Consider the following 24,215-nt stretch of genomic DNA (forward strand, 5'->3'; position numbering starts at 1 on the left):
AAACCTTAAACGACACGCTCCGGGAGGAATTTTCTAGGATTCTAACACAAGATGAATTCACGAACAAAATCAAATTTAATAAATTAGATACAAATCTAATAAATAAAGCATTTGACGTCTTATTAGAATTTAAATCAGATTCCGATTTACGAGACAATGCTAGAAGACAATTTGAAAATTTCTTAATTAATCATTTTAAAACCAAATCATGATTATAAAAAAAGTACGAATTAGTAATTTCTTTTGTTATGTCAGTGAGAATGTATTTAATTTTGAAGAAGGGCTAAACATCGTTTCAGCAAAGAATTCTGCCGGAAAGTCTCATTTATTTAATGCCTTTCATTGGACATTCTTCAATCAAATCTATGTCGATACAACAAAAGACACTACAAAAAAAGAATGGAAATCAGCAGATAAAGTTATAGTGTTGCCAGACTATGTCATTTCAAATGCCGAAGTAGATGCCAACTTAAAAACAGTTATTGATATTACACTTTCAGCAGAGTATCACAAGAGTCAAGAAGGAAACACAAATGAACTTATCGAATACCGTTTCATTAAAGAAATGTTGTTTAGAAAAGGGACTGATGATGTTTTCCCAATTGATAAACCAAACCTTGATATTTCGTATGTAAAGGACGGAGAAACTATATATCTTGAAAAAGGCGAGCATAAGTGGTTTTTGGATAAATTATTCCCTGTGAGTATTAGGAAATTCATGTGGTTCCAAGGTGAAACCGTAGATGAATTATATGATTTCAGCAATCCAAATACTCTGAATTATGCAATAAAGGAAATTTCGTATTTCCCCATTTATGAAAACCTTGTTGAAATAACAAAACAGTCGGTAAGCAGCATAAATAAAAAAATAGATACCGAATTCAAAAAGAAAAGAAAGTTAACAAAGGACCAAAAACAATTACTTGATGATATTGATTTAAAAACAACTCGTTCATCCTCTTATGGAGGTCGAATAGTTGATATGAAGAACGAACTTTCTGATCTTATTGATTTAATCTTCAAAGAAGAAGAAAAACTTAAAGGATATGGTAAATATTCTGATTTACAGAGAAAGATGACAAAGTTAGATTATGAAATTAAAACTTGTAATGATAAAATTGAATCTCTAGGAGTCTATGGTAAAGAACAATTTATTTCAAAGTGGATGCTTCATAAATGCGACAATTTGATTAATGCGTCCGTAGATAATTTAAACTTATTAAGCGAGGAGATTAAATCATTCCAAAAATCCGAAAACCCAGTCCCTATAACACTCCCTGGACCTGAATATGTTCAGCAAATGCTTGACAATCATGTCTGTTATATCTGTGAACGCTCAGTGGAAGAAAATACCCCCGCTTATGCTGCACTTGAATTGAGAATGGAAGATTTCAAAAATAATCAAGCTCAAAAAATACTTTCCGATAACTATACAGAATTAAATAGGTTTAAAAGAAATCTAATTGCAGAACTTCCATTAATCGCAGAAGAAGCCAAAACAAATGATGATGATATAGAAAAGCTTATATCTAAGCGAAAGAAAAAGCTGGCTGAAATTGCAAATTTATTATCTGAATCAGGGGTTGAAAAAGTTACTGAAATCACGAGAAATTCATCAACCGCTGAACAAATATTGAATAAAATAAGAAGTTTAAGCTCCAGTAAAACTGATTTAGAAAAGCGTATAATTAGATACGAGAGTGACAAGAAAACTCTGGATGATGATATAGAAGCCCTCTCTGCTCAAAAAGCTAAAGACATATTTTTGGGAGATGAGGATGAAACAGCAGAATCAACTGCAGAAAAATATATAAGTTTAATAAACTCAGTCCTTGCTAATCTTAAAAATGCCGCTCTCGAAAAATTAATGGACGAGATAAATATTGAAAGCAACATCTTGTATTCAAAATATTTGGGTGGCAATAATCAGGGAGAAATAAGAATAGATCAAGGTGTAAGGGTAATCGATAAACTGACAAAAAAGTCACTTTCCAATTTAAACACTGCTGAGTTAACCGCTCAGAAATTAGCTGTTGCTAATGCATTTCTTTCTTTAAGTGAAAAGAAAATGAATCGGTCTTTCCCCTTATTGGCTGATGCCCCGACCTCTCAGTTTGATGATGATAACACCTTATCTTTAACCGAAAACCTCACCGATTCGTTTAAACAAATAATTGTCATGTCAAAAGACTACAACTCTCTTAAAGGAGATGATAGACTAAAATACATTTCTAAAGCCAAGATTATTAAATACTATGAATTAAAAAATGATTTAATTGATAAAGATGGGCCTGCGTCAAGAACCAATAGAAAAACCTATATCAAAACTATAAAATAAATGGAAAAACTTTTTTCAGAAATTAGTAGAAGAAATGTTCATTATGGAAATAACGTAGCACAAATAAGAAATATGTTTTCTCGTAAACAGGAATCCTTAACTACAAGAAATGACAAATTCTTCTCAAAATACTGGCAAGTCTATGCCTGGGCAGCTGTAATTGGTTTAATAAATGACAAAAGAGAGGTTGATACTGATCTTCCTCATCAGTCTTCATTCCAATATCAAATGATCATTAATGGTTCAGAATCTATTGCTCATGCACTACTATTAATGGCAATAGGTAAAATCGAAGCGGAAAAGTCGGAAGATTTTTTAAACTCAAGAAAGTTACTTACCATAATTAGTGAATATGCCGAGGGAGGAGCAAAATACATACTAGAAATTCGCCAAACAAGTGGATATGAAAGACTCTATGACAGCCCTGATGACTATTTGTTAGAAATTATGAAAAGGTAATAATTGATGAATTTATTCCTTTATAAATATTACCGGAACCAGTCTTACGTTAACAGCATAAAACAAAAATCTCAATATTTGATACTACCAAATTCTTTCGTTACTACGATTTCATGAAAAGATTCAACTATGCAAAACCAATCTTATCGAGAGGAAAAGTATTTAACTAGTCAAGAAACAAAAAAAGAACTCAAAATGCAAGACTGTGATTTGGCTCATATCAGAGTTAGTGGTAAATTGAAATTTGTAAAAAAAGGAAATGCCTTTATGTACTCTAGAACAAGTATTGAAAATTTCAAAAAAGCTCAACAAGCCTCTCAATAACACTTCCTTCCCTCGTCAATACCTATAAACCTATATTAATCTAATCTGCAGTAAACCCTATTAAATTACAACCACTATGCACAATGCCTTTTCATGGGCTTTTGTATTAAGCACTACCGAAAACTTTGATTTCCTAACTACAGAAGAGAAAGATCTCCTTTTTAAATATTACGAGGACTGTAAATCATTTAGCAAACTGGATGAATCTGCCTCTGAGAATGAAAAGGAACAAGCATACGAATTCTTAGTAAATGAATTGATAGGGGATTTAAAGAAAGATGAAACAGGACAAGATGTTTTAACCAAGGTCCTTAACACTAAAACATTAATCGAGTTTCTTAGATTTCGTTTTCCAACCTTAGACAGTCATTATGAAACCATTTATCAAGAAGAATTTGGCTTCTTTAAAGACAGCTACATTTTCAAAGCAAAAAAAGGTATAAACCACTCCAAAATAGTGGAGCAAGCACATGAAAATTTTGCTTTAGATTCTCCATTATTAATGTGTCAGAAACTGAATAAAATATCAGCGAACAAATTTTCTGAAATCTTTAACAACATTGAAAAACATTCTTTTAATCTTGACAAGATACTGGGTAACCACAAAGCATCCACCCTTTCCGAACTCGATAACCCTTTCTCTAAAGACTTAACTGAATTACTAAGTAATTACGACCAAAAAGAAGAAAGTTACATCCAAGTTCTAAGTGATGAACGATACACGGGGATTGATGAACAAATGGAAAAGTTTCTCGAAAAATATACAAGATATTTACTTGATGCCTATCACAATGAATCTTTTCATTGTGCTGTTGAAAACTATACACCAAAAGAAGAAATAGTCAAATCAAAGGAGTTCACCTTGAATAGACAGGTTATTGCAATAAATCTTCTCCTAACCTCAGCAAAATGTACTAATATAGACAACACGGTGAAAGCAGAATTCATACAATTTCTCACATCCAAAAACCTCAATAGCAGCAAAATCAAGGACTCGGAGATTTATAGAAAGCTAAACGCAAACTCTTTAAACAAAAAAGATAAAGAGTTCTTAATCAATCATTTCGAACTACTTAACGGCGAACACATCATCGATAAAATAAAAAACTTTAAAATGTTGGGGGGGTAGCTCCCCCCCGCCATGACTTTTTCTGCCGATTTTCTTCTAATATTTGCATTCCACACAACCAAATAAACATGACGAAAGTAATCGTAACCACAGCAGAAGAGCTTGAAGAAATTATAGCTCAAATTCTAAAAAGAAACCTCTTATATAACTCACTTAGCAGAGAAAAAGAGGAAAGGTCAATCATGTCAATAGACGAGGCCTCAGAGTATCTTCAAATTCCAAAAAACACCCTCTATAGGTATACCTCACAAAGAAAGGTTCCCCACAAAAAAATAGGGCGATCCTTAAAATTTAAGCGGGAGGAACTAGTCGATTGGCTAGCAGAAAACAAACGCAAAACCATAAAAGAAATCCAAAACGAAAACTAGAAACACTAAACACCACACAAATGCAAAACACAATTAGAACTGGACGCCCACTAGATGTAGATGCCCTAGTTCAAGCAAAAAACAAAGTAACATTAGGTTTTAAATGCGACGCCCAATTAAAAATGGACTTAGCACTAGAAGCTGAAAAGTTTGGGATGACATTATCAGAGTATACTGAAATCATTGCTTGTAAAAGACACGACTCAAAAAGTAATCAAACACTTCTTAAAGAAATTGAAGTATTAAGGGCTAAGGTTTCCTTTTATGAGAACGATCTCCTGAAAAAGGCACTAGTTACCTACAAAGGGAAACTCATACCTTATAAAGACATTTATGGAGATTCTAAAGAGATTCAAATCCAAACCATTGAAGATGTCTACACCGTTTTTATACACACCCTTAAAACCACACGCTAATGTTTGAATTTGAAACTAATCCATTCCAGAGTACTCCATCTACGAACAGGGGCATTCTTAACGAAACGAAATCTCGAGAAACTAACTTTGAACCTAGACTGAGTAATGTTTACTCTAGCCCTCAGTCCTACTCGCCAGTACCAACACGTGTAAGCGAATATCAGAAATCTAAGCCCAGTCATAACTTTGGTCTAATAATTCTGATTATTGGAGTCCTCAGTTTTCTAGGATTCTTCCTTTTAGAGAAGTACTGGCCTATTCACAAGGATAGCATCTTACTTTTCTTTGGAAGAGAAGAAATTGAAACCGAAAAAAATAATTCAGAAAATGTTTAAACTATGTTTAAACCAGCCTTTTGAACGAAACTAGCAGTAAAAGAAAAAGCCTCACAATCCATTGATTATGAGGCTTTTATTTTGTGATCCCAGAACGATTCGAACGTTCGACCGTCTGCTTAGAAGGCAGATGCTCTATCCAGCTGAGCTATGGGACCCTCATGATAAAAAACAAACATGTTTGTTTCAAATCGGAGTGCAAAAGTAAGTGACTTATTAATTTTATGCAATACTCACAGCAAATAAATTAGTAAAGTTTTTCAAAACCCCTCCAGAAAGTTAAAAATCAGCCTGGAACGCATTTAAAGAGAAAGCAATTCGCCTAAAATATCTTTGTTTTAAGAGTAATAAGTAGATTTGCATATCAACAATTAGAAAGACATGAAATTTTTCCCTGCCCAAACATATATTGATAGAAGAGCCAAACTGAAATCTTCCCTAAAATCAGGACTTATCCTTTTGATGGGTACCAATGAAGCCCCTTTAAACTACCCTGACAACCATTTTAGATATAGGCAAGACAGCAGCTTTATGTACTTCTTTGGTATTAATCAGCCTGGATTAAATGCTATAATCGATACCGAGTCTGGCGAAGAAGTTCTTTTTGGTGACGAATTCACGGTTGAAGATATAATATGGGTAGGCCAGTTAGAGACTATTGCTTCCAAAGCCGCCAAAGTAGGTGTTAAAGATATAAGACCAAGTTCTAAAATTGCAGATATTCTTTCAATGGCTCAAGCCAAGGGAAGAAAAGTACATTTTTTACCACCGTACAGATTTGACAATAAACTTCAATTAATGGAATGGTTGGGCTTAGGAGCCAAACAAGTTAAACCAAATGTCTCTTCAGAATTGGTGAAAGCTGTAATAAACCTTCGTTCTTATAAATCTGAGGAAGAAATAGCCCAAATGACTCATGCAGTGAACATTTCAAGAGAAATGCACATTAACGCCATGCGAAACATTGCCGAAGGTAAAAAGGAATATGAAGTAGTAGCTGAACTTTATAGAACCGCCAAAGCAAACAATAGCTATTTGGCATATCCTGCCATTTTCTCCATCAATGGTCAAACACTCCACAACCATGGACATAACAATACCATGACTGGTAACAGGCTGGTATTAAATGATTCTGGTGCAGAAAATGAAATGCTATACTCGGGCGACATCACCAGAACGGCTCCGGTTTCAGGAAAATTCTCTGACAAGCAAAAAGAGATTTACAACATTGTGCTAGAAATGGAAGAAAACTCCATTGCTTCTTTAAAAGCTGGCGTTATGTATCGTGACGTGCATATTGATTCTAATAAATTGATGTTACGCCGTTTGAAAGAATTGGGTTTGGTATCAGGAAATACAGATGAACTAGCAGAACAAGGCATGGGCGGCTTATTTATGCCACATGGTTTGGGCCATCAGATTGGGATGGATGTGCATGACATGGAAGACCTTGGTGAAGATTTAGTAGGTTATGGCGAAGATTTAGAGAGAAGTACACAGTTAGGTTTAAAATCACTTAGACTTGCGAAAAAACTGGAAGCGAATTTTGTTATAACCGTAGAACCAGGACTTTACTTTATTCCTGAATTGATAGAATCATGGAAGGCGGAGAAGATGTTTGCCGAGCATATTAACTATGATAAACTGAAGGCCTATTATGACTTTGGTGGAATTAGAATAGAAGATGATGTGCTGGTTACTGAGAATGGCCATCAAATACTAGGTGATAAGATTCCTAAAACTGTAGAAGAGGTAGAAAACGCAATGGCATCATGACAAACAACGATATTTTAAGAAGACTGCGATACACCTTCAAACTATCTGACGACCAAATGATGGAGGTGTTTAAACTGGCAGAATACCGTGCTAGCAGAGCCATGGTCAGCGATTGGCTAAAAAAAGAGGAAGATGAGGATTTTCAACCAATTGATGATTTGCTATTGGCTACTTTCTTAAACGGTTTCATTACCAAAAACAGAGGAAAGAAAGATGGACCTTCGCCTAAACCAGAGCGTTATTTAAGTAACAATGATATTCTTAGAAAGCTCAAAATAGCATTGAATTTACAGTCTGGCGATATGCTTCAAGTTTTTCAGCTAGTAGATACTAGATTAAGTGAACACGAATTAAGTGCATTTCTTAGAAACCCGAAACAAAATCAGTTTCGTAAGATGAATGACCAATATCTTAGAAACTTCTTACATGGACTTCAATTAAAATACAGACCAAAGTAAATCAAGGACACTTATACACGTTTCCTTCTTGGTCATAAACAAAGGTGTAAGTGCCATAATTCTCTAAATCTGGGCCCACAAGCATAGTCAACTCTAACTTATCATTTGACAAAAGACTGCCAGAAACTTTTGAAGGAATAGCCTTGTAAAAGTCTGGATCATCAAGCTGAACCCCAGACTCTCTATAGTAAAGAGCATCCGTTTCAAACTTACCATCTGAAAATGTTACCGGTTCTTGTACCGTAACATTAGCACAGTCAAACTCAAAATACCAGGAGAGTTGATTTACTGTAAGACTTGCATGTTCAGTTCCCCAATTCCCAACCTGTATTTTATTAAATGTTTCCTTTTCACATGAAAAAAGAAGTACCATTAGTATAAAGCTTATAACTCTCACTCTTTCTATTTTTTCTAAATTAACGTATATTCGATGGTGCTTTATATACCGTAGAATAATTATCGCGGTACAATCTAAACCCTTAACCTAAACTATTATGGATTTCTCAAACATCAATTTTCTAGCTGTCCTTGTGGGAGCTATCGCTTCTTTTGCCTTTGGCTCTCTTTGGTACAGCCCTTTGCTTTTTATCAAAGCTTGGCAAGAAGGCGTAGGCATCTCAGACGAGGAATTTAAAAACTCCAACTTATTAAAAACCTTTGGTGGGAGCTTAGTAATGATGCTAATCATGTCATTAGGAATGGCGATTCTACTAAGAGGGCATGAAGCTAGTGAAATAGACTGGCAAGTAGGCTTAATGCATGGCTTATACGTAGGTCTAATGTTTGTAGCAACAGGTGCCGCCATCAATATCCTTTACCAAGGAAAAAGCCTTAAACTATGGTTGATAGACGCCGGCTACCAAGTAATCATTTTGATGATTATGGGTGCTGTGATTGGTGCTTGGGCGTAGCCCTTTCAGTAAAAAATCCCCAAAACGCTTCTATGTTTTGGGGATTTAGTTTTGAGTCAATTTACAACTCAAACAAAACCTTCCCCGCAGACATTTGAGAAGTATATGTTCCTATAGCTGTCGCGAAATCTTTTAAGTTGAACTTCGCATTTATATCTGTTTCAAAGCCATCTTTCAGCATGGCTTGCACTTTTCTGGTGTCTTTTAAAGACTGTAAAAAGCTTTTTCTGGAAGCAGTCTTACTTAGCCAATAACCCGAAACTTCGTATTCTTTGAAAATGAAATCTCTTCCGTCAATAATATTATCATTCTCCAAATCAAGCTTTCCATAAATCACCATTTTTGACATAATAGGGAGTGTTCCTAAAATCTGACTTGGTAATTTCCCTCCACCAATAGCATCTAAAAAGAGCATCTTACCCTGCGGTTTTGCCCAGTCTGCCAGTCCTTTTTGCCAACCTTCTTCTGAAGAATTAGCTATATAATCTACTCCACGAGCTTGTAATTTATCTACCTGCTCTTTTCTACGCACCACACCCGCAAAGGACAATCCTTTTTTTTCTGCCTGATACTGTACCATGGCACTTAAAGCACTAGCAGCCGCCGACATTACAATTCCCTTATAACCGCCTCTGAGTGCCGTTTCTGACAATTCTATAGCCGTTAACGGATTCACAAAAGACATCGCCCCTTGCTCCAAAGCCACATTGTCACCTAATACCACACATTTGGTAGCATCGGTTAACATGTATTCTGCATAGGTTCCATCGCCTTGCTCTGACGCCACACAGGCCACCTTTTTCCCTTTAAGGTAATTGGCATAAAAACCTCCGCCCGATGCTATCACCTCTCCGCTACCCTCAAAACCAGGCACTACCGGAAAAGGCTTCTGAATTCCATATTGCCCTGTCAAAAAAGCTAAGTCGGCAGGGTTTATTGGCGAATACGCCATCTTAATTAACACCTGACCCTTTCTTGTTGGTTGTGGCGTTTCTAACTCCACCAATTCTAAAGTATTGGGAGCTACTAAATGTAATGCTTGCATGTTTTATTGTTTATTGAAAAGTGCTATTAGTTCTTCGTGCATGATTTTTGGGGTTTTGGCGGTTGTCTGTCAAAGTGATAATTTCAACATCCCTGCCCTTAATTTTATAAAAATAGCTGACTCTTGACGTAACTATACATTTATAAACTCCCTTAAAATGAGTACTTTTTATAGATGATTTCGGGAATGTTTCAAGCTTATCCAGTGAATTATTAAGCTTTTCAAGGAAATTATTTTTTTTCTGGTACACCCCATTCCTTTTCAAGATATGGAACCAGTCTATCAAGTTTCTTTGCCGCAAATTCAGAAAAGTAAACTCTGTATTTCACCTAAGAGAACTTTTTCAAAAATTCTCTAGCAGGCACTCGCATACCTTTATCTAACTGCTCCAGGCCTATCTGAATCTCCTTTTTCTCTACCTCCGTCAAGTGAAAGCCCACTTCTTCCTTTTCAGATTTTAGTAAATCATAAACTCTCTGAATTAATGATGGATTCTCAATATTCAAGATTTCTTTGACTAATTCTATTTTTGAAGTTTGTAAGTCCATAATCAAATCTAACAAATATTTTCCGTCAATTAACTATACAAATCACTGCTCAAATAACGATCTCCACGGTCACAAACTATAAAAACGATATTGCCGTGCTCTAATTCTCCAGCTAGTTTAATGGCCGCGGAAGCCGCACCTCCGCTACTCATTCCAGCGAAAATTGATTCTACTTTAGCTAAATCTCTAGCCGTATTAGCTGCTACTTCCGTAGAAATATCAAAAACTCTATCGACACGAGATTCGTCAAATATTTTTGGTAAATACTCCTTTGGCCAGCGTCTAATTCCTGGAATAGAAGAGCCTTCTGTTGGCTGACAGCCCACTATTTGAATATTAGCATTTTGCTCTTTCAAATACATGGAAGTACCCATAATGGTGCCCGTAGTCCCCATTGCACTTACAAAATGCGTCACCTTACCATCCGAATCTCTCCAGATTTCTGGACCCGTAGTTTTATAATGTGCTAGGTAATTGTCAGGATTAGCAAATTGATTGAACTGAAAGTAGCCCTCCTCTTTACCTTTTTCGTCCGCATAATCTCGGCAAGTTTCAATGCCATCTAATAGTGTTACTTTTGCCCCATAGGCTTCCATTGTTTTGGCACGCTCTACCGTACTATTCTTTGGCATTACCAGCTCAATGTCCAAATCAAATTGACAAGCTATCATGGCCAAAGCTATCCCAGTATTTCCGCTAGTAGCTTCTATTAACTTATCACCCGGCTTAATATCTCCACGCTCCATAGCAGACTGAATCATGTTCAAAGCTGCCCTATCTTTCACAGAACCTCCAGGGTTATCCCCCTCTAATTTTGCGTAAATCTTAACCTTTGGATTATCCCTGTTTTTATAATGCGGATTGAGCCTTTTTAGCTCTACTAAAGGAGTGTTTCCTACTAAATCTATAATCGTAGCCATATTATGCTAATTCTCTTTCTTTAACTTCTATTTCTGGTTTATGATACACTATACTGTTGGCAGGTACACTTTTCGTAAGCCAAACATTACCTCCTATAATACTATTTGCACCTATCACAGTTTCACCTCCTAAAATGGTGGCATTGGCATAAATTACCGTACCGTTTTCTACCGTTGGGTGTCTTTTGACATTTGCCAAAGCTTTATCCACACTTAGTGCTCCTAGAGTTACACCTTGATAAATTTTCACACTCTCCCCAATAACGGAAGTCCCGCCAATCACCACTCCAGAGCCGTGGTCAATGAAAAAGTGCTCTCCTATCTCTGCACCTGGGTGTATGTCAATTCCTGTTTTAGAGTGTGAAAACTCTGTCAATATTCTAGGAATCAAAGGGATTTCCATTTTTAAAAGTAAATGAGCCAATCTATAAAAAGAAATGGCCTGAAAGCCCGGGTAAGCTCTAATTATTTCAAACTCACTGGTAGCAGCAGGGTCACCCGCCATTATCGCCTTAACATCGGTACTTAGTACCCTGAAAAGTTCAGGAAGAGACTCTTTGAAGGTATTTGCTCTTTCGTCGTTATCACAATCTTTGCATTTATCTGTGGCATTCAGCATGATTTTTAATTCATTCCCCAAATTCCATATTTCACCCTCTATCTCATCAATACTAGGGAAGAAATCTTTCGCTTGCTCTGGAAATAAAAGATGAAAAACCTCAGTAGCCCACTCCCCTATTTTCTTGGTTTGTGGCACAGCTTCAGTTTTTTGATGCTTTTCGTAGATATGTTGTAAAAACTGCTTTTCCATTTGTTTAAATTTTCATTTCACTTTTAACGAACAATTTGTCTGCCACGTTCAGATTAAAAGACACCTTTTGTAGATAAAATGTCTACTCGAATGTAAAATTATATGCTAATGACACTATAGGTGCTCCTAAAATTTGAAGTTTATAGGCTTTTGTTTGACTATCCTCGGTCTTAAAATAAACCGAATAGACATTTTTATGAGCATATAAATTATAGACAGAAAAAGCCCATCTGCCCTGCCACCTTCTTTTTTTCATAGAAGGGTTATAAATGTTCCATGAGAAGTCTAGACGGTGATAATCAGGAACTCTCTCATTATTTCTTTGATCATAAAATGGGTATAGACTATTCAAATAACTCACAAAACCAACTGGCTGCGTATAGGGCCTGCCTGTACTGTAAACAAAGTTAAAAGAGAAGGAATTATGCTCATCTACATTAAAATCTAGCGAAGTATTAAAGGTGTGTGGCTTATCATAATTAGCCGCATACCAATCTCCCCCATTTACAAGTTCCGAGGCATTGACACTAGCATCAACCCTATTGAAAGTTCTAGCATACGTATAGTTTGCCCAGCCAGTTAACACTCCTTTTTTCTTTGACACCATGAGCTCTAGGCCATAGGCTTTGCTTTGCCCTTGCACTAATTGAGTTTCTGGAAACTGCTGAAGCAGAAAATCCGCCCCCGGCTTATAATCCATTATATTCTGTGTGCTTCTGTAATATGCTTCTAAAGTAGCTTCGTAAATATCATCTTCAAAAGCGTGGTAATAACCCGCAGTAAAAAGGTTACTTACTTGAGGCTTAATATTGGTGTCGACTGTTTTCCATCTAGAAGTAGGAATAGGCGTGGTGGTGTTTGACACTATTTGAAGATACTGTCTCATCAGATTATAGCCGAATTTCAAAGAGCGTTTGGGACTAATGGAATAGCGTAAACCAAACCTAGGTTCCAAACCTCCATAATTCTCTATCTTTTCACCTATACCATAAGAAGTTACTTGCTCTACAGAAAAATCATCCCTTGGCTCTCCAACTCTATAAGAACGAACCTCCGCTGCTCCGTAGTTATAAAAATAGCTATATCTCAAGCCCATCGATATGGCCAAATCATCACTAATCGCAAACTCATCGTCTATGTATGCCGCCAGTTCGTTTCCTTTTTCTGAGGGTGTTTGAATCTCATTTACACTGGTGCTGACTCCAGGATTTAGGCGACCAGGGTTGAGTGCATAATTTGTAAAAATAAGACCTCCTTCCGTTTTGTGCTTTTCTGTTTGATAGTAAAGGTTCGTTTTAATTTGCTTCTGCAAAATCCCCGACTCCAATTTTATAGGATTGCCTGTCTCCGCTTCTTTGGTAGCAATATTTGGCTTGTAATCTGCTACTATAACAGACGCTTGCAGGTCTAGTTTCTCATTAAAAATGTGAGACCATTTAGCACTTCCGTTTAGCGTATTATGCTGAAAATAGGTGGTGGTACCTACCACATTGGGCAAGTTTGCCAATAAATCTGTTTCAAAATAGTCTGAGCTATAATAACCCATGGCCGTAAACGTATTTTTATCATTGACACGCCAAAAAGCCTTACCGACCAACTCCCCAAATTTAGTTTTGATACTCTCAAGTTCATCTGAAATAATAGGTAGAATTACATCATGGTTAGAGCCTCTACCTGCCACATAAACGCCGAATCTATCTTTGACAATAGGTACATTGAGCATTAATTTCTCAGAAATGAGGCTAATTCCTCCTTTTGCTTTAAACCTAGTCAAATCTGGATTCAGAAGTGAAACATCCATTACAGACGCGGCTCTACCTCCATACCTTGCAGGCACATTCCCTTTGTATAAATCTAGGTTTCTTACAGCGTCTGGAGGTGTTACAGAAAACAAACCAAACATATGTGTAGGATTAAAAACGGGCGTATCATCAATCAAAATTAAGTTTTGGTCTGTAGTGCCTCCTCTAATATTTACGCCATTGGAGGCCTCGCCTACACTGGTTACCCCAGGTAACATTTGAATACTTCTAAAAAGGTCTACCTCACCAAAGGCCGCAGGAATCTTCTCAAGTGTTTTCATATTGATGCTATTCGCACCTAAAACAGGTTTTCTTACATTTTGGTCAAAACCCTTGGTAGAAACTATTACCTGTTCTAAAGTATTTGAGACCTCCTCCATTTTAATCATCCCATCTATCAATGAAACACCTTTCTTCAGGTAAATCCATTTGGCTATATATCCGGTATACCTAACCTGAACAGCGTTATCGGCATAAGGTAGTTTAATGTAAAACTTACCCTCGGCATCAGACTTTACGCCGCTATTTTTACCCTGATGATTAAGAACAATAGAAGCTCCTTCTAATGGTAAATTAGTCAATGAATCTAAAACTTGCCCTGAACAAAAAAGCTGTGCATTGACATTAAACCCACCAATGATAAACAACAGTATGTAAACTATTTTCTTCATAATTTATATGCCAAACTGCCAATTTCGAGGTGCTACTGGCGTTCTGGTTTCAGATGCTACACAAGGTGCTAAAGGAATTGGAAAGCGAAAATCTCCGTCTGTCTCAGGCACTGGGTCTCTGTTATTAAGAATACTAAAAAGGTTATCTTTTCTAATCCCTGTAATACCTTCTCTATTTAGCATGTGCCTAACTTCTTTAACAGCAGAAGCTGAGAAGTAGCCTAAAACAAGCTCCTCCTTTTGGTTTATGTTAACCACATTACTACGAATAGGAGCAGGTGGCGTATCTGCCAAAGAACCTGACTTAATAGATTGATCTTCTATCAGTTTTAAATACCTAAAAGCTCCGGCGGTCAATGACTTTTGCTGAATGGTTACCAAACAGCTATTAGACTGAAAAGCTGGCACCTGAGCCACTAACTTCCCTTTTTGGCTTTGTCCATTGGTAAATACATCTGAAAAAATCTGAATATCTTCTCCCTCAAATAGCTCCCAACAGAAACCCTGGCAATAATAATCATAGATATTATTTGGGTGCAATGCATCATCTGTAACACATTCACCAGTAGCTGTCCCTAATTCTTCTTTTGTAAAAAAACGGCCTTGCTGGCAGGTATGACAAATGTTTTGAACTTCATAATCTGTCCATGACCAACTATAAAAATTAACCTCCTCAGCAGGGTCATCAAAATCTAAATAATAATCATGTGTAGGAATTTTAAGATTATACAGTCGCGGCTTTGTTATTCCCTCTTCATTATATTTCACCTCAAAATTTGTAATCTCAGCCACTGGCAGCATCTCCTCTACACTTGATTCATATTTAAGGCCATCTGTGGTAGTAAACTTTAATTGATAAGTGTTACCCACCTCCGCAAAAAAGCCAGACGGCATTTCATAAACCCCAGGAGCCTTTTCTATCATTTGATAAACAATAGACTCATTTTCATAAACTTCTACCATTATATTCTCCAAAGGAATAGCCTCATTATCAATAGAAAAAATAGTTTTAGAAAACTCCGTGCTTACGAAGTCACTTTGGTCGTCCGTTTCAAAAATCTTTACAATTTGCCTTTGGTCAGAAACATTAGTGATGGTTCCTTCTACTATCAAGTACTTTTTACTCCCCTCTATACTAACCGAATAAGTATCAACGCAAGCCTGTGTTAGGAACAAAAAAACGCAAAGCAGAGAAAAAAGTAGTTTTATTTTATGCATGAAAATTCAAATTATTTCAATACTCTGGATGTAGAACTTAATAGAATCAGCAGACTAAATGTAATTCTATTTTGTCTATAATAGCTCCAAAACTGTCAATCTGTCAGCCTTTTGCCAATTGGAATATACTTTGTTCACCTCTTTGTGCCGTAAGGCAAATAAAAAAAGAATGTTCAAAACAAAAATATAAGATAACATGTCAACTGAAAAAGGTAGTATTTCCATTAATACGGAAAACATCTTTCCGATAATCAAGAAGTTTTTATACTCTGACAATGAGATTTTCCTAAGAGAATTAGTTTCTAATGCTGTAGATGCCACTCAGAAAATCAAAAAGCTCTCTTCCATGGGTAAGTTTGATGGCGAGCTAGGCGAACTTAAAATTAAGGTAGCGGTAGATAAAGAAGCTAAAACCATCACTATTTCTGACAAAGGTTTAGGAATGACAGCTGATGAGGTTAAAAAGTACATTAACCAAATAGCTTTCTCTGGAGCAAAAGACTTCTTAGAAAAATATAAAGATGTAGACGACAAAAATCCTATCATTGGTCAGTTTGGACTTGGTTTTTACTCAGCCTACATGGTAGCCAAAGAAGTAGAAATTCACACAAAATCTTACCAAGATGCTCCAGCTGTAAAATGGTTATGTGATGGTACTACGGAGTATGAAATCTCGGACATTGAAAAAGCTGAAAGAGGTACTGACATCATTCTTCATATAGCAGAAGACTCTGAAGAGTTTTTAGAGGAAAGCAAAATTGAAGGTATTCTTAATAAATACGGTAAATTCCTTCCAGTAGAAATTGAGTTTAAAGAAGAGGTTATCAATAACCCGGCACCAATCTGGATTAAGTCTCCATCAGATCTTAAAGACGAAGACTATATAGCCTTTTATAAGGAGCTATATCCAATGGGCGAAGATCCTCTTTTCTGGATTCACCTGAATGTAGATTACCCTTTCAATTTGACCGGAGTACTTTACTTCCCGAAAATCAAGCAGGATTTCCAATTAAGCAGAGAAGGCATCCAATTATACAGCCGCCAGGTGTTTATTACCGATAACGTAAAAGACATCGTTCCTGAATTCTTACAATTACTTCATGGTGTTATTGACTCGCCAGACATTCCGTTAAACGTGTCTAGAAGTTACCTTCAGGCAGACGGAAACGTTAAGAAAATCAATAGCCATATCACGAAAAAAGTAGCTGACAAACTTGGCGAACTTTTCAATAATGACCGCAAGGCTTTTGAAGAAAAATGGGATAGCATTGGCCTATTTGTGAAGTACGGAATTATCTCTGACGATAAATTCTACGACAGAGCTCAAAACTTCTTATTGTTCAAAAATACTGAAAACGAGTATTTCACAGCCGAAGAATACAAAACTAAGGTTGAGGCTCTTCAAAAAGATAAAGACGAAAATACCATTCTTCTTTATACCACTGATGCAGATAAGCAAGACGCCTTTATAAAAGGAGCTAAGAAACGTGAGTTTGATGTATTAATCTTAGATGATGTATTAGACCCTCACTTCATTAATACCATGGAGCAAAAACTTGAAAAAGTTAGCTTCAAACGTGTAGATGGAGATTCTTTTGACAAACTGGTAGACAAAGGTTTAACTACCGAGTCTGTTCTTGGCGACAAAGAGAAAGAAAAAGTAGAAGGTCTTTTCAAAGAATTGGCCGGAAACAATGTGGTTCAGATAGAAGCACTTCCTGCTGACGACGCTCCTGTGAGCATAGTACAGCCTGAGTTTATGCGTAGATATATGGACATGAACAAGCTGAACGGTCAAGCTGGCATGATGGGTAATATGCCTACTATGTATAATTTAGTGGTGAACGGAAACAGCCCAATCATAGCTAAAATGCTTAAAATGAAAGGTGAAGACAGAAGACAAACGTACGCAAAACAATTGCACGATTTAGCTCTTCTTTCTCAAGGTATGCTTTCAGGTGGTAGCTTGACAGACTTTGTAAATAGAACTTTTGAAGAGATGGCTTAGGCTTTTTTCAATATTTGGCTAAGCCTTATAATTGGACCTCGTGGAGATTTCTCTGCGAGGTTTTTTTGTTGATTCAATCAATAAAATTTAAATACATCCGTCCTTACTCCTTCAAAAACTCAACCTCCACATCATACTCCTGATATTGGTCTATGAATTGAAAGCTATCATTATACGCTTCATCTGAAAGCCAAACCTTATTTTTTTCTAGACCCGTTAGAATCAAAGATTTATCTTGGTCTAATTTTAGTTCTTCAGCGTTAACTGCTTTCACTTTGAATATTTCGTATTGGGTATTTCCAGCATTATCAACCTGAATTTCTAAGATATCACCATCTAAACTGTAGCTTCCTGAAAAGCTGCTGCTCGTTAAAAAATCAAAACTTGCATCGCTCAAGCCTAACTCTGTTAAACTGCAAGAGCCATCAGCGTTAAGCGTAAGGTATTTTCCATAAAGTGGGTTAATAGATGCTTGCAAGGGCTCTTCTCCCACTTTTTCCCTATTGGTATAAATAAAGTCTAATTGCCACTTACCTGTTACGTCTATAACAGGTGTAGGTTCATCAGCATCTCCTCCACAGCCAAACATTAATAATGAAAGGATACTTAAAAGGAAAAAAGTGCGAGTGAATTTCATCAAGAAAGAGTATTTATTTATAACAAGTTTTAGGCTACTCAAAAAATTACTTTTTTGTAAAATAACCAGATTGGTCATAACGCTCATATACCGATATAGCGGAGCTTTTGGCCTGATATTCTGTATCCGTAAGAGCAGCTTTACTTGACTCTAAACTTTCTTTTATTAGCTCTTTCGTCAAGTTCATTTCCATCTCAGTAACCTTTGACACGCTAGCGGTAAAACTATGTTTAACCCCAGCATCAGTGGTTAAAGTCACCTTATTTGCCTTAACCAGAAACGTACCGTTTATAGTCCCAGCTTTAAATGAATCAAAACCATAATCTCCTATGGAAAACTTATTCATAGTAAATGTGCCATCACTATTAAATGTAACTACACTTCCGTCTGGTGAGTTTATGGTAGAGTTAAGTGCGTTTGCACCACTTTTTTGACTAACTGTGAATACGTAATCTGACTCCCAAGTACCAACAATATTCAAATCACCGGTTTGACCTGGCGTTATTTCGGTATCGCCATCTTTAGTACATGAAAAAGTGAAAATTATAAGAAAGGCCAAAAGTAGATTTTTCATCGATGAATTATTATTCGTTTTCTTTCTTAAACGTAATCAATAATCATACCCGAATCTGAACTTTGAACTAAATGCAGTCAACTGACGCAATTTAGCTAAATACCGTCATCGTAATGACGCAATTAACGAAAATAGGTTCATAAGATTCCGAATCACTCCAGCTCCACAAACCTCAAATCCAAAATAGCTTCCTTAACCTCCTCTAAAAGTGATAGTCTCACTTCAATATTTAAAATGTATCGGTCTGTATAATCTTGCGAAATAATATTCAAGTCATAATTCTTAATAATTCGCATGACTTCATTCATGTATTGAATTTTAAAAGCTAGTTTAAGGTGCTCATTGATAGTTTTCTCTTCTAAAGTGGCCTCTTCAAGAGCTTCCATGCTTGCCATTTTATAGGCATTGATAAGACCTGGAACTCCTAAAAGGGTCCCGCCAAAATACCTCACCACCACTATAAAAACATTTCTTAGGTTTTGCGACAGCAGCACATTCAAAATTGGCTTACCAGCAGAGCCCGACGGCTCTCCGTCGTCATTGGCTCTAAAGTTATCGTCTGTAGTGCCCAACCTGTACGCATAACAGTGATGTCGTGCCTTTGGATGAAGCTTTTTAGTTTCGTCTAAATACATTTTCACCTCGTCTTCATCAGCCACCGGAAAGGCAAAACCATAGAACTTACTCCCTTTATCTTTAAATAAACTTACCGATGGTTCGGAAATAGTGAAATACGTATCAGAAATAGACATGTTTTAAGGAAATCTTAAGTAATTTTGCCGCCTTATAAAGTCAAAATTAGGCTTTAATTTTAAAGTTAAAGACCAAATAATGCATACTCTCGTATTTTAGAGAAGTAAGCAAGGAGAAAACACAATGGCAAACGAGGAAAAAGAAAAAAGCTTAAACTTTATTGAGGAGATTGTAGAGAAAGATTTAGCCGCTGGAAAGCATAAATCTATTCTGACCAGATTCCCTCCAGAACCTAATGGTTATTTACACATTGGTCACGCAAAATCCATTTGTTTAAACTTTGGTTTAGCAGAGTCTTATGGCGGAAAAACCAATTTGCGTTTTGATGATACCAATCCAGTAACCGAAGACACCGAATACGTTGATTCTATAAAAGAAGACGTAAAGTGGTTAGGCTTTAACTGGGCTAGTGAGCATTACGCTTCAGACTATTTTGATACACTTTATGAGTATGCAGAAAAGTTAATAAACTTAGGTTTAGCATATGTGGACGACAGCACATCTGAAGAGCTAGCCGCTCAAAAAGGAACACCTACTACTCCTGGAACCAACAGTCCGTTTCGAGACAGAAGCATAGAAGAAAATCTTACGCTTTTTAGAGAAATGCGTGATGGAAAACATGCTGAAGGCAGCAAAGCATTAAGAGCCAAGATTGACATGGCCTCTACCAATATGCTCATGCGTGACCCTATTATTTATAGAATCAAATTTGCCAAACATCACCGTACGGGCGACAAATGGTGCATTTATCCTATGTATGATTTAGCTCATGGCCAGTCTGACTCTATAGAAGAAATAACCCATTCTGTTTGTACACTTGAGTTTGTACCTCACAGAGAATTGTATGATTGGTTTATTGAAAAATTAGAGATTTTCCCTTCAAAACAGTATGAGTTTGCTCGTTTGAACCTTGGTTATACTTTAATGAGTAAGCGAAAGCTGAAACTTTTGGTAGAAGAAAACCATGTGAGTGGCTGGGATGATCCAAGAATGCCAACTATTTCTGGTTTAAGAAGAAGAGGCTATACGCCAAAATCAATAAGAGATTTTTGTGATAGAATAGGTATAGCAAAACGCGACAATATGATTGACGCAAGTTTGTTAGAGTTCTTCATCAAAGACCATCTTAATAAGATTTCTTCCAGGGTAATGGCAGTAACTGACCCTTTAAAAGTTACCATTACTAATTTCCCTGAAGGCGAAACGGAGGATTGTGAAATTGACAACAACCCTGAAGACGAAAATAGCGGCAGCCGTATGGTGCCTTTTGATAAAGAAATTTTTATTGAAAAATCTGATTTCTTAGAAGATGCCCCTAAAAAATACTTCCGACTTAAGCCAGGTGGGGTAGTAAGACTTAAAGGTGCTTACATTATTCAATGTGACGACGTTGTCAAAGACGAAAACGGCGAGATATTAGAACTGAAATGTAGCTTTATAGAAAACAGTAAAAGTGGGCAAGATACTTCGGGCGTAAAATGCAAGGGTGTAATTCACTGGGTGAGCCAAAAGAACAATGTACCCTTAGAACTACGTGTTTATGACAGACTTTTCAAAGAAGAAGATGTGGCTGGCTATGACGGTGACTTTAGAGAAATCTTAAATGAAAACTCTTTAGAGATTCTTACAGCTTATGGCGAGCCGAGTTTAAAAGATGCTAAACTGGAAGACAAATTTCAGTTTATCAGAAAGGGCTATTACGTTCTTGACAAAGACAGTACAGCTGACAAACTAGTTTTCAACCAGACTGTAGGCATGAGAGACAGCTGGAAAAAGAAATAGTACATATTTAGATTAAGTAAAAGGCGAGCTTCGGTTCGCCTTTTTTTATGCCCTAGCTCCCATGATTTCCTTAAATTTGCAAAATCAAGCAGTCTATTCAATATTCAACTATGAAGTATAACATCACTATCCTTTTTATTCTATTTGGGCAATTCTCCTTCGCTCAGGTAGACAGCACCCAAAACTTAAATCAAGTTACCGTCACCGCCTTTGAAGCTCAAAGAAGTGTTACTGAAGTTGCGGCTCCTGTCAATGTCATTGAGCCAAAAAGCATTGAAAGATTTGACAATAACGGTATCCTGCCAATCTTAAATCAATACCCGGGTGTGAGAATGGAAGAAAGGTCACCGGGTAGTTATAGAATATCCATTAGAGGTAGCTCTGTTCGTTCGCCCTTTGGCGTAAGAAATGTAAAGGTTTACTGGAACGAAATTCCGTTCACAGATGCTAACGGCGTTTCATATTTCAACCTACTAGACATAAACAGTGTAGGCAGCATGGAACTGTTAAAAGGGCCATCAGCTAGTATTTATGGAGCTGGAATGGGCGGCGTAATATTACTTGACGGTAAGTCAGCCCAAGTTGTAGAACAAAAAAGAAACAAACTTGAAGTCAAAACTCACTTTGGCTCTTACAATACCCAAAACAGAAGTATCAATTTTAGCTCGGCATCAGAAAAAGCGAATACATTTCTAGGTTACTCCCACGCCAGAACAGAAGGCTACAGAGACCATTCTAAACTGCGAAGAGATGTTTTAAACTATAGAACAAGCCTTTATTTGACCGATGAATATACGCTACATCTAAACAGTTTTTATGCCGACTTATATTATCAAACCCCAGGCGGCTTAAACTTAGACCAGAAAAATGAAAACCCAAGATGGGCGAGACAGGCAACCAACTTCACACCTAGTTCTGAAGAACAGAATGCCGCCATTTATCAAAAGTTATTCTCCTTAGGCGTGTCGCAAGAATTTAAATTTAATGACAGATTCACTTCTACCATTTCTTTATTTGGGAACGCCACAAAACTCCAAAACCCGTTTATAACTAATTTTGAAAAGCGTGACCAAAAGTCTATTGGAGCAAGAAATAAAAATGTCATAGTTCTTTCTGAAAATCGCATAAAAACTAAAGCAGTCATAGGTTTAGAATATCAAAAAACTACTTCTGATTTTGAGGTCTATGATAATAATGGCGGTGTTACAGGTGACGTACAATACATAGAAGCTGTGGATGCTTTTCAAGGCTCTGTTTTCGCCCAGCTAGAAGCTGAATTACCTTCCAAAGTATTCTTAACTGCTGGCTTAAGCTTGAACAAACAAAGCTATGATTATGAACGTGAGGGCGGCCTGTCGGTCAAAAGCGAATCTAGCGGTGTGCCAGTAATGCCAAGGTTTTCTGTGTTAAAATCTTTTGCACCTTCTTTCTCTGTTTTCGGAAGTATTGGCAAAGGTTTCTCTCCTCCTACCGTGCAGGAGTTTGTGACTATTTTTAATCCTTTAGCCACTATTGACAAGCTAAATGCAGAAACTGGCACCAACTATGAAATCGGGATTAAAGGAGCCAAAGAAGGTTTTTCATATCAATTTAATGCCTATTCTCTTCAGTTAAATGATGCCATAGTAAGAGGGAGTATCAATGATGAAGATGTATTTACAAACGCTGGTAAAGCAAGCCAAAATGGGCTAGAATTATTGGTCAACTATGAAAAAATAGTTGACGAAAGTTCTAAAATAAATCTACTTTTCTCAGCCGACTTAAAAGATTATAAGTACCTAGAATTCTCTGACAACGAGACTATTTTTGACGGAAATCTAATTCCATCTGTACCTAAAAAGACCTTTAACTTCTCTGTAGACTATGCCCATTCTTCTGGTATATTCTGGAACAACAATTTGAACTTCACAGATGAGATCCCGCTCAACAATGCCAATACGGTTTATTCTGAAAAGTATTTCTTACTCAACTCAAGAATAGGCTGGCAGAAGAATATTGACTCATGGCTTTTAAAAATTTACGCTGGAGGAGAAAACCTTTTAGACCAAGATTACAGCTTAGGAAATGACATCAACGCTTTTGGAAGCAGATATTACAATCCATCACCAAAAAGAAACTGGAATTGTGGTGTCTCTATTGCCTTTAGCTTTTAGAACAAATTGAACTTATTTTCAATATATATGTTATAACATTAAATACAAATAAGTATAACAATGAACAGCATATATCACGCATCCGATAGCAGAGGACACGCCAATCACGGTTGGCTAAACTCATATCACAGTTTTAGTTTTGCAGGATATAATAATCCTGAAAGAATGCACTTTGGAGCATTACGAGTTTTAAATGACGACCATGTAGCTGGAGGTATGGGCTTTTCAAAGCACCCGCACAGTAATATGGAGATAGTCTCTATTCCGCTAGAAGGTGAATTAGAGCATCAAGATAGTATAGGAAATAAAGCGGTTATAAAAACTGGCGAAGTGCAGATTATGTCTGCAGGAACTGGCGTAGAGCATTCCGAGAAGAATAACAACAGCAAATTACCTGTTAAGTTTCTTCAGATTTGGGTTTTCCCAAAAGAGCAAAACATAAAACCAAATTACGACCAACAAGAATTCCCTTTAGAAGAGCGTTTGAACCGATTCCAAAAAGTGGTTTCTCCTAGTAGTAGCTCAGACCTAGGCGTTAAAATAAATCAAGATGCTTGGTTTTCTATGGCAGACATTGAGCTTGGAAAGAACATTCCGTATACGTTGAATAAAAAAGGAAATGGTACTTATTTCTTCGTTTTGGAAGGTAAACTCGAGATTGATAAGCAGAAACTTTCTAAAAGAGATGGGTTTGGAATTTGGGAATTTGACACGGTTGATGTGAAAGCCTCTGTAGATAGTAAAGTATTAGCTATTGAGGTTCCTATGACATTTTAAAT

24 protein-coding genes and 1 tRNA gene are annotated in these 24,215 nt (G+C 36.7%); 14 read left to right on the plus strand and 11 right to left on the minus strand.

Annotated features, from left to right (window positions below; all coding sequences use genetic code 11):
- Positions 1–208: 208 nt before the first annotated feature.
- The 7 genes from AADJ06_RS20915 to AADJ06_RS20945 all read left to right on the plus strand — a co-directional run bounded on the left by AADJ06_RS20915 (position 209) and on the right by AADJ06_RS20945 (position 5,369).
- Positions 209–2,338 carry an AAA family ATPase gene (locus AADJ06_RS20915; RefSeq protein WP_341228451.1) on the plus strand — a complete coding sequence of 710 codons (2,130 nt, stop codon included), beginning with the start codon at positions 209–211 and terminating at the stop codon, positions 2,336–2,338.
- Positions 2,339–2,797, plus strand: coding sequence for a hypothetical protein (locus AADJ06_RS20920; protein ID WP_341228452.1), 459 nt, complete (start codon positions 2,339–2,341; stop codon positions 2,795–2,797).
- Between the two features lie 129 nt (positions 2,798–2,926).
- Positions 2,927–3,121 (plus strand): hypothetical protein, encoded by a 195-nt coding sequence (locus AADJ06_RS20925; protein ID WP_341228453.1) that lies wholly within the window; start codon positions 2,927–2,929, stop codon positions 3,119–3,121.
- 76 nt (positions 3,122–3,197) lie between these two features.
- Entirely contained in the window at positions 3,198–4,250 is a 1,053-nt protein-coding gene (locus tag AADJ06_RS20930) for a hypothetical protein (protein WP_341228454.1), read from the plus strand.
- Positions 4,251–4,318: 68 nt separating this feature from the next.
- Positions 4,319–4,618, plus strand: a complete 300-nt coding sequence (locus tag AADJ06_RS20935) for a helix-turn-helix domain-containing protein (protein ID WP_341228455.1) — start codon at positions 4,319–4,321, stop codon at positions 4,616–4,618.
- Between the two features lie 20 nt (positions 4,619–4,638).
- The gene (locus tag AADJ06_RS20940; protein ID WP_341228456.1) at positions 4,639–5,034 is read left to right on the plus strand and encodes a hypothetical protein; all 396 of its coding nucleotides are present in this window, start codon (positions 4,639–4,641) and stop codon (positions 5,032–5,034) included.
- Entirely contained in the window at positions 5,034–5,369 is a 336-nt protein-coding gene (locus tag AADJ06_RS20945; RefSeq protein ID WP_341228457.1) for a hypothetical protein, read from the plus strand. The genes AADJ06_RS20940 and AADJ06_RS20945 overlap by 1 nt, the downstream gene beginning before the upstream one ends.
- 84 nt (positions 5,370–5,453) lie before the next feature.
- Here the strand turns inward: AADJ06_RS20945 and AADJ06_RS20950 are convergent.
- Positions 5,454–5,527 (minus strand) — tRNA-Arg (locus AADJ06_RS20950).
- Positions 5,528–5,750: 223 nt separating this feature from the next.
- Between AADJ06_RS20950 and AADJ06_RS20955 the strand changes: the two genes are divergently transcribed.
- Together AADJ06_RS20955 and AADJ06_RS20960 are read left to right on the plus strand one after the other, a co-directional pair.
- On the plus strand, positions 5,751–7,145 hold the full coding sequence (locus AADJ06_RS20955) for an aminopeptidase P family protein (RefSeq protein WP_341228458.1): 1,395 nt from the start codon (positions 5,751–5,753) through the stop codon (positions 7,143–7,145).
- Complete coding sequence (locus AADJ06_RS20960; protein ID WP_341228459.1) at positions 7,142–7,603, plus strand: DUF1456 family protein; 462 nt, start codon at positions 7,142–7,144, stop codon at positions 7,601–7,603. The genes AADJ06_RS20955 and AADJ06_RS20960 overlap by 4 nt, the downstream gene beginning before the upstream one ends.
- Position 7,604: 1 nt before the next feature.
- Here AADJ06_RS20960 and AADJ06_RS20965 read toward each other — a convergent pair whose 3' ends face one another.
- Entirely contained in the window at positions 7,605–8,000 is a 396-nt protein-coding gene (locus AADJ06_RS20965) for a hypothetical protein (protein ID WP_341228460.1), read from the minus strand.
- Between the two features lie 97 nt (positions 8,001–8,097).
- Here AADJ06_RS20965 and AADJ06_RS20970 point away from each other — a divergent pair, with 97 nt between their 5' ends.
- A complete protein-coding gene (locus AADJ06_RS20970; RefSeq protein WP_341228461.1) occupies positions 8,098–8,514 on the plus strand; it encodes a DUF1761 domain-containing protein in 417 nt (138 codons plus the stop codon).
- A 61-nt stretch (positions 8,515–8,575) separates the two neighbouring features.
- Here AADJ06_RS20970 and AADJ06_RS20975 read toward each other — a convergent pair whose 3' ends face one another.
- From AADJ06_RS20975 to AADJ06_RS21000, 6 genes are all read right to left on the minus strand, one after another.
- Positions 8,576–9,559, minus strand: a complete 984-nt coding sequence (locus AADJ06_RS20975) for an alcohol dehydrogenase catalytic domain-containing protein (protein WP_341228462.1) — start codon at positions 9,557–9,559, stop codon at positions 8,576–8,578.
- Between the two features lie 329 nt (positions 9,560–9,888).
- Positions 9,889–10,107, minus strand: coding sequence for a hypothetical protein (locus AADJ06_RS20980; RefSeq protein WP_341228463.1), 219 nt, complete (start codon positions 10,105–10,107; stop codon positions 9,889–9,891).
- Positions 10,108–10,136: 29 nt separating this feature from the next.
- Positions 10,137–11,027: a cysteine synthase CysM gene (gene cysM / locus AADJ06_RS20985; protein ID WP_341228464.1), complete on the minus strand. Its 891-nt coding sequence runs from the start codon at positions 11,025–11,027 to the stop codon at positions 10,137–10,139.
- Between the two features lies 1 nt (position 11,028).
- Positions 11,029–11,838 (minus strand): serine O-acetyltransferase EpsC, encoded by an 810-nt coding sequence (gene epsC, locus AADJ06_RS20990; protein WP_341228465.1) that lies wholly within the window; start codon positions 11,836–11,838, stop codon positions 11,029–11,031.
- An 82-nt stretch (positions 11,839–11,920) separates the two neighbouring features.
- Positions 11,921–14,311 (minus strand): TonB-dependent receptor, encoded by a 2,391-nt coding sequence (locus AADJ06_RS20995; RefSeq protein WP_341228466.1) that lies wholly within the window; start codon positions 14,309–14,311, stop codon positions 11,921–11,923.
- A gap of 3 nt (positions 14,312–14,314) precedes the next feature.
- Positions 14,315–15,529 carry a DUF4249 domain-containing protein gene (locus AADJ06_RS21000; protein ID WP_341228467.1) on the minus strand — a complete coding sequence of 405 codons (1,215 nt, stop codon included), beginning with the start codon at positions 15,527–15,529 and terminating at the stop codon, positions 14,315–14,317.
- Positions 15,530–15,725: 196 nt separating this feature from the next.
- On the opposite strand from AADJ06_RS21000, the gene htpG reads away from it, so the two are divergent.
- Positions 15,726–17,537: a molecular chaperone HtpG gene (htpG, locus tag AADJ06_RS21005; protein ID WP_341228468.1), complete on the plus strand. Its 1,812-nt coding sequence runs from the start codon at positions 15,726–15,728 to the stop codon at positions 17,535–17,537.
- Between the two features lie 103 nt (positions 17,538–17,640).
- Here the strand turns inward: htpG and AADJ06_RS21010 are convergent, their stop codons facing one another.
- From AADJ06_RS21010 to AADJ06_RS21020, 3 genes are all read right to left on the minus strand, one after another.
- The gene (locus tag AADJ06_RS21010; protein ID WP_341228469.1) at positions 17,641–18,174 is read right to left on the minus strand and encodes a lipocalin family protein; all 534 of its coding nucleotides are present in this window, start codon (positions 18,172–18,174) and stop codon (positions 17,641–17,643) included.
- Positions 18,175–18,220: 46 nt separating this feature from the next.
- The gene (locus tag AADJ06_RS21015) at positions 18,221–18,748 is read right to left on the minus strand and encodes a hypothetical protein (protein ID WP_341228470.1); all 528 of its coding nucleotides are present in this window, start codon (positions 18,746–18,748) and stop codon (positions 18,221–18,223) included.
- A gap of 152 nt (positions 18,749–18,900) precedes the next feature.
- Positions 18,901–19,500 carry a YigZ family protein gene (locus tag AADJ06_RS21020; protein WP_341228471.1) on the minus strand — a complete coding sequence of 200 codons (600 nt, stop codon included), beginning with the start codon at positions 19,498–19,500 and terminating at the stop codon, positions 18,901–18,903.
- Positions 19,501–19,624: 124 nt separating this feature from the next.
- On the opposite strand from AADJ06_RS21020, the gene AADJ06_RS21025 reads away from it, so the two are divergent.
- From AADJ06_RS21025 to AADJ06_RS21035, 3 genes are all read left to right on the plus strand, one after another.
- Positions 19,625–21,283, plus strand: coding sequence for a glutamine--tRNA ligase/YqeY domain fusion protein (locus AADJ06_RS21025; protein WP_341228472.1), 1,659 nt, complete (start codon positions 19,625–19,627; stop codon positions 21,281–21,283).
- 110 nt (positions 21,284–21,393) lie between these two features.
- A complete protein-coding gene (locus tag AADJ06_RS21030) occupies positions 21,394–23,436 on the plus strand; it encodes a TonB-dependent receptor (RefSeq protein ID WP_341228473.1) in 2,043 nt (680 codons plus the stop codon).
- A 60-nt stretch (positions 23,437–23,496) separates the two neighbouring features.
- Positions 23,497–24,213 (plus strand): pirin family protein, encoded by a 717-nt coding sequence (locus AADJ06_RS21035; RefSeq protein WP_341228474.1) that lies wholly within the window; start codon positions 23,497–23,499, stop codon positions 24,211–24,213.
- Positions 24,214–24,215: the final 2 nt, after the last annotated feature.

The organism is uncultured Arcticibacterium sp. (assembly GCF_964021845.1).
GTDB lineage: Bacteria > Bacteroidota > Bacteroidia > Cytophagales > Spirosomataceae > Arcticibacterium.

Coding starts and splice junctions, on each gene's coding strand:
- AADJ06_RS20915 (WP_341228451.1), top strand. CDS start 209: ATGATTATAAAAAAAGTACGAATTAGTAATTTCTTTTGTTATGTCAGT.
- AADJ06_RS20920 (WP_341228452.1), top strand. CDS start 2,339: ATGGAAAAACTTTTTTCAGAAATTAGTAGAAGAAATGTTCATTATGGA.
- AADJ06_RS20925 (WP_341228453.1), top strand. CDS start 2,927: ATGCAAAACCAATCTTATCGAGAGGAAAAGTATTTAACTAGTCAAGAA.
- AADJ06_RS20930 (WP_341228454.1), top strand. CDS start 3,198: ATGCACAATGCCTTTTCATGGGCTTTTGTATTAAGCACTACCGAAAAC.
- AADJ06_RS20935 (WP_341228455.1), top strand. CDS start 4,319: ATGACGAAAGTAATCGTAACCACAGCAGAAGAGCTTGAAGAAATTATA.
- AADJ06_RS20940 (WP_341228456.1), top strand. CDS start 4,639: ATGCAAAACACAATTAGAACTGGACGCCCACTAGATGTAGATGCCCTA.
- AADJ06_RS20945 (WP_341228457.1), top strand. CDS start 5,034: ATGTTTGAATTTGAAACTAATCCATTCCAGAGTACTCCATCTACGAAC.
- AADJ06_RS20955 (WP_341228458.1), top strand. CDS start 5,751: ATGAAATTTTTCCCTGCCCAAACATATATTGATAGAAGAGCCAAACTG.
- AADJ06_RS20960 (WP_341228459.1), top strand. CDS start 7,142: ATGACAAACAACGATATTTTAAGAAGACTGCGATACACCTTCAAACTA.
- AADJ06_RS20970 (WP_341228461.1), top strand. CDS start 8,098: ATGGATTTCTCAAACATCAATTTTCTAGCTGTCCTTGTGGGAGCTATC.
- AADJ06_RS20975 (WP_341228462.1), bottom strand. CDS start 9,559: ATGCAAGCATTACATTTAGTAGCTCCCAATACTTTAGAATTGGTGGAG.
- AADJ06_RS20980 (WP_341228463.1), bottom strand. CDS start 10,107: ATGGACTTACAAACTTCAAAAATAGAATTAGTCAAAGAAATCTTGAAT.
- cysM (WP_341228464.1), bottom strand. CDS start 11,027: ATGGCTACGATTATAGATTTAGTAGGAAACACTCCTTTAGTAGAGCTA.
- epsC (WP_341228465.1), bottom strand. CDS start 11,838: ATGGAAAAGCAGTTTTTACAACATATCTACGAAAAGCATCAAAAAACT.
- AADJ06_RS20995 (WP_341228466.1), bottom strand. CDS start 14,311: ATGAAGAAAATAGTTTACATACTGTTGTTTATCATTGGTGGGTTTAAT.
- AADJ06_RS21000 (WP_341228467.1), bottom strand. CDS start 15,529: ATGCATAAAATAAAACTACTTTTTTCTCTGCTTTGCGTTTTTTTGTTC.
- htpG (WP_341228468.1), top strand. CDS start 15,726: ATGTCAACTGAAAAAGGTAGTATTTCCATTAATACGGAAAACATCTTT.
- AADJ06_RS21010 (WP_341228469.1), bottom strand. CDS start 18,174: ATGAAATTCACTCGCACTTTTTTCCTTTTAAGTATCCTTTCATTATTA.
- AADJ06_RS21015 (WP_341228470.1), bottom strand. CDS start 18,748: ATGAAAAATCTACTTTTGGCCTTTCTTATAATTTTCACTTTTTCATGT.
- AADJ06_RS21020 (WP_341228471.1), bottom strand. CDS start 19,500: ATGTCTATTTCTGATACGTATTTCACTATTTCCGAACCATCGGTAAGT.
- AADJ06_RS21025 (WP_341228472.1), top strand. CDS start 19,625: ATGGCAAACGAGGAAAAAGAAAAAAGCTTAAACTTTATTGAGGAGATT.
- AADJ06_RS21030 (WP_341228473.1), top strand. CDS start 21,394: ATGAAGTATAACATCACTATCCTTTTTATTCTATTTGGGCAATTCTCC.
- AADJ06_RS21035 (WP_341228474.1), top strand. CDS start 23,497: ATGAACAGCATATATCACGCATCCGATAGCAGAGGACACGCCAATCAC.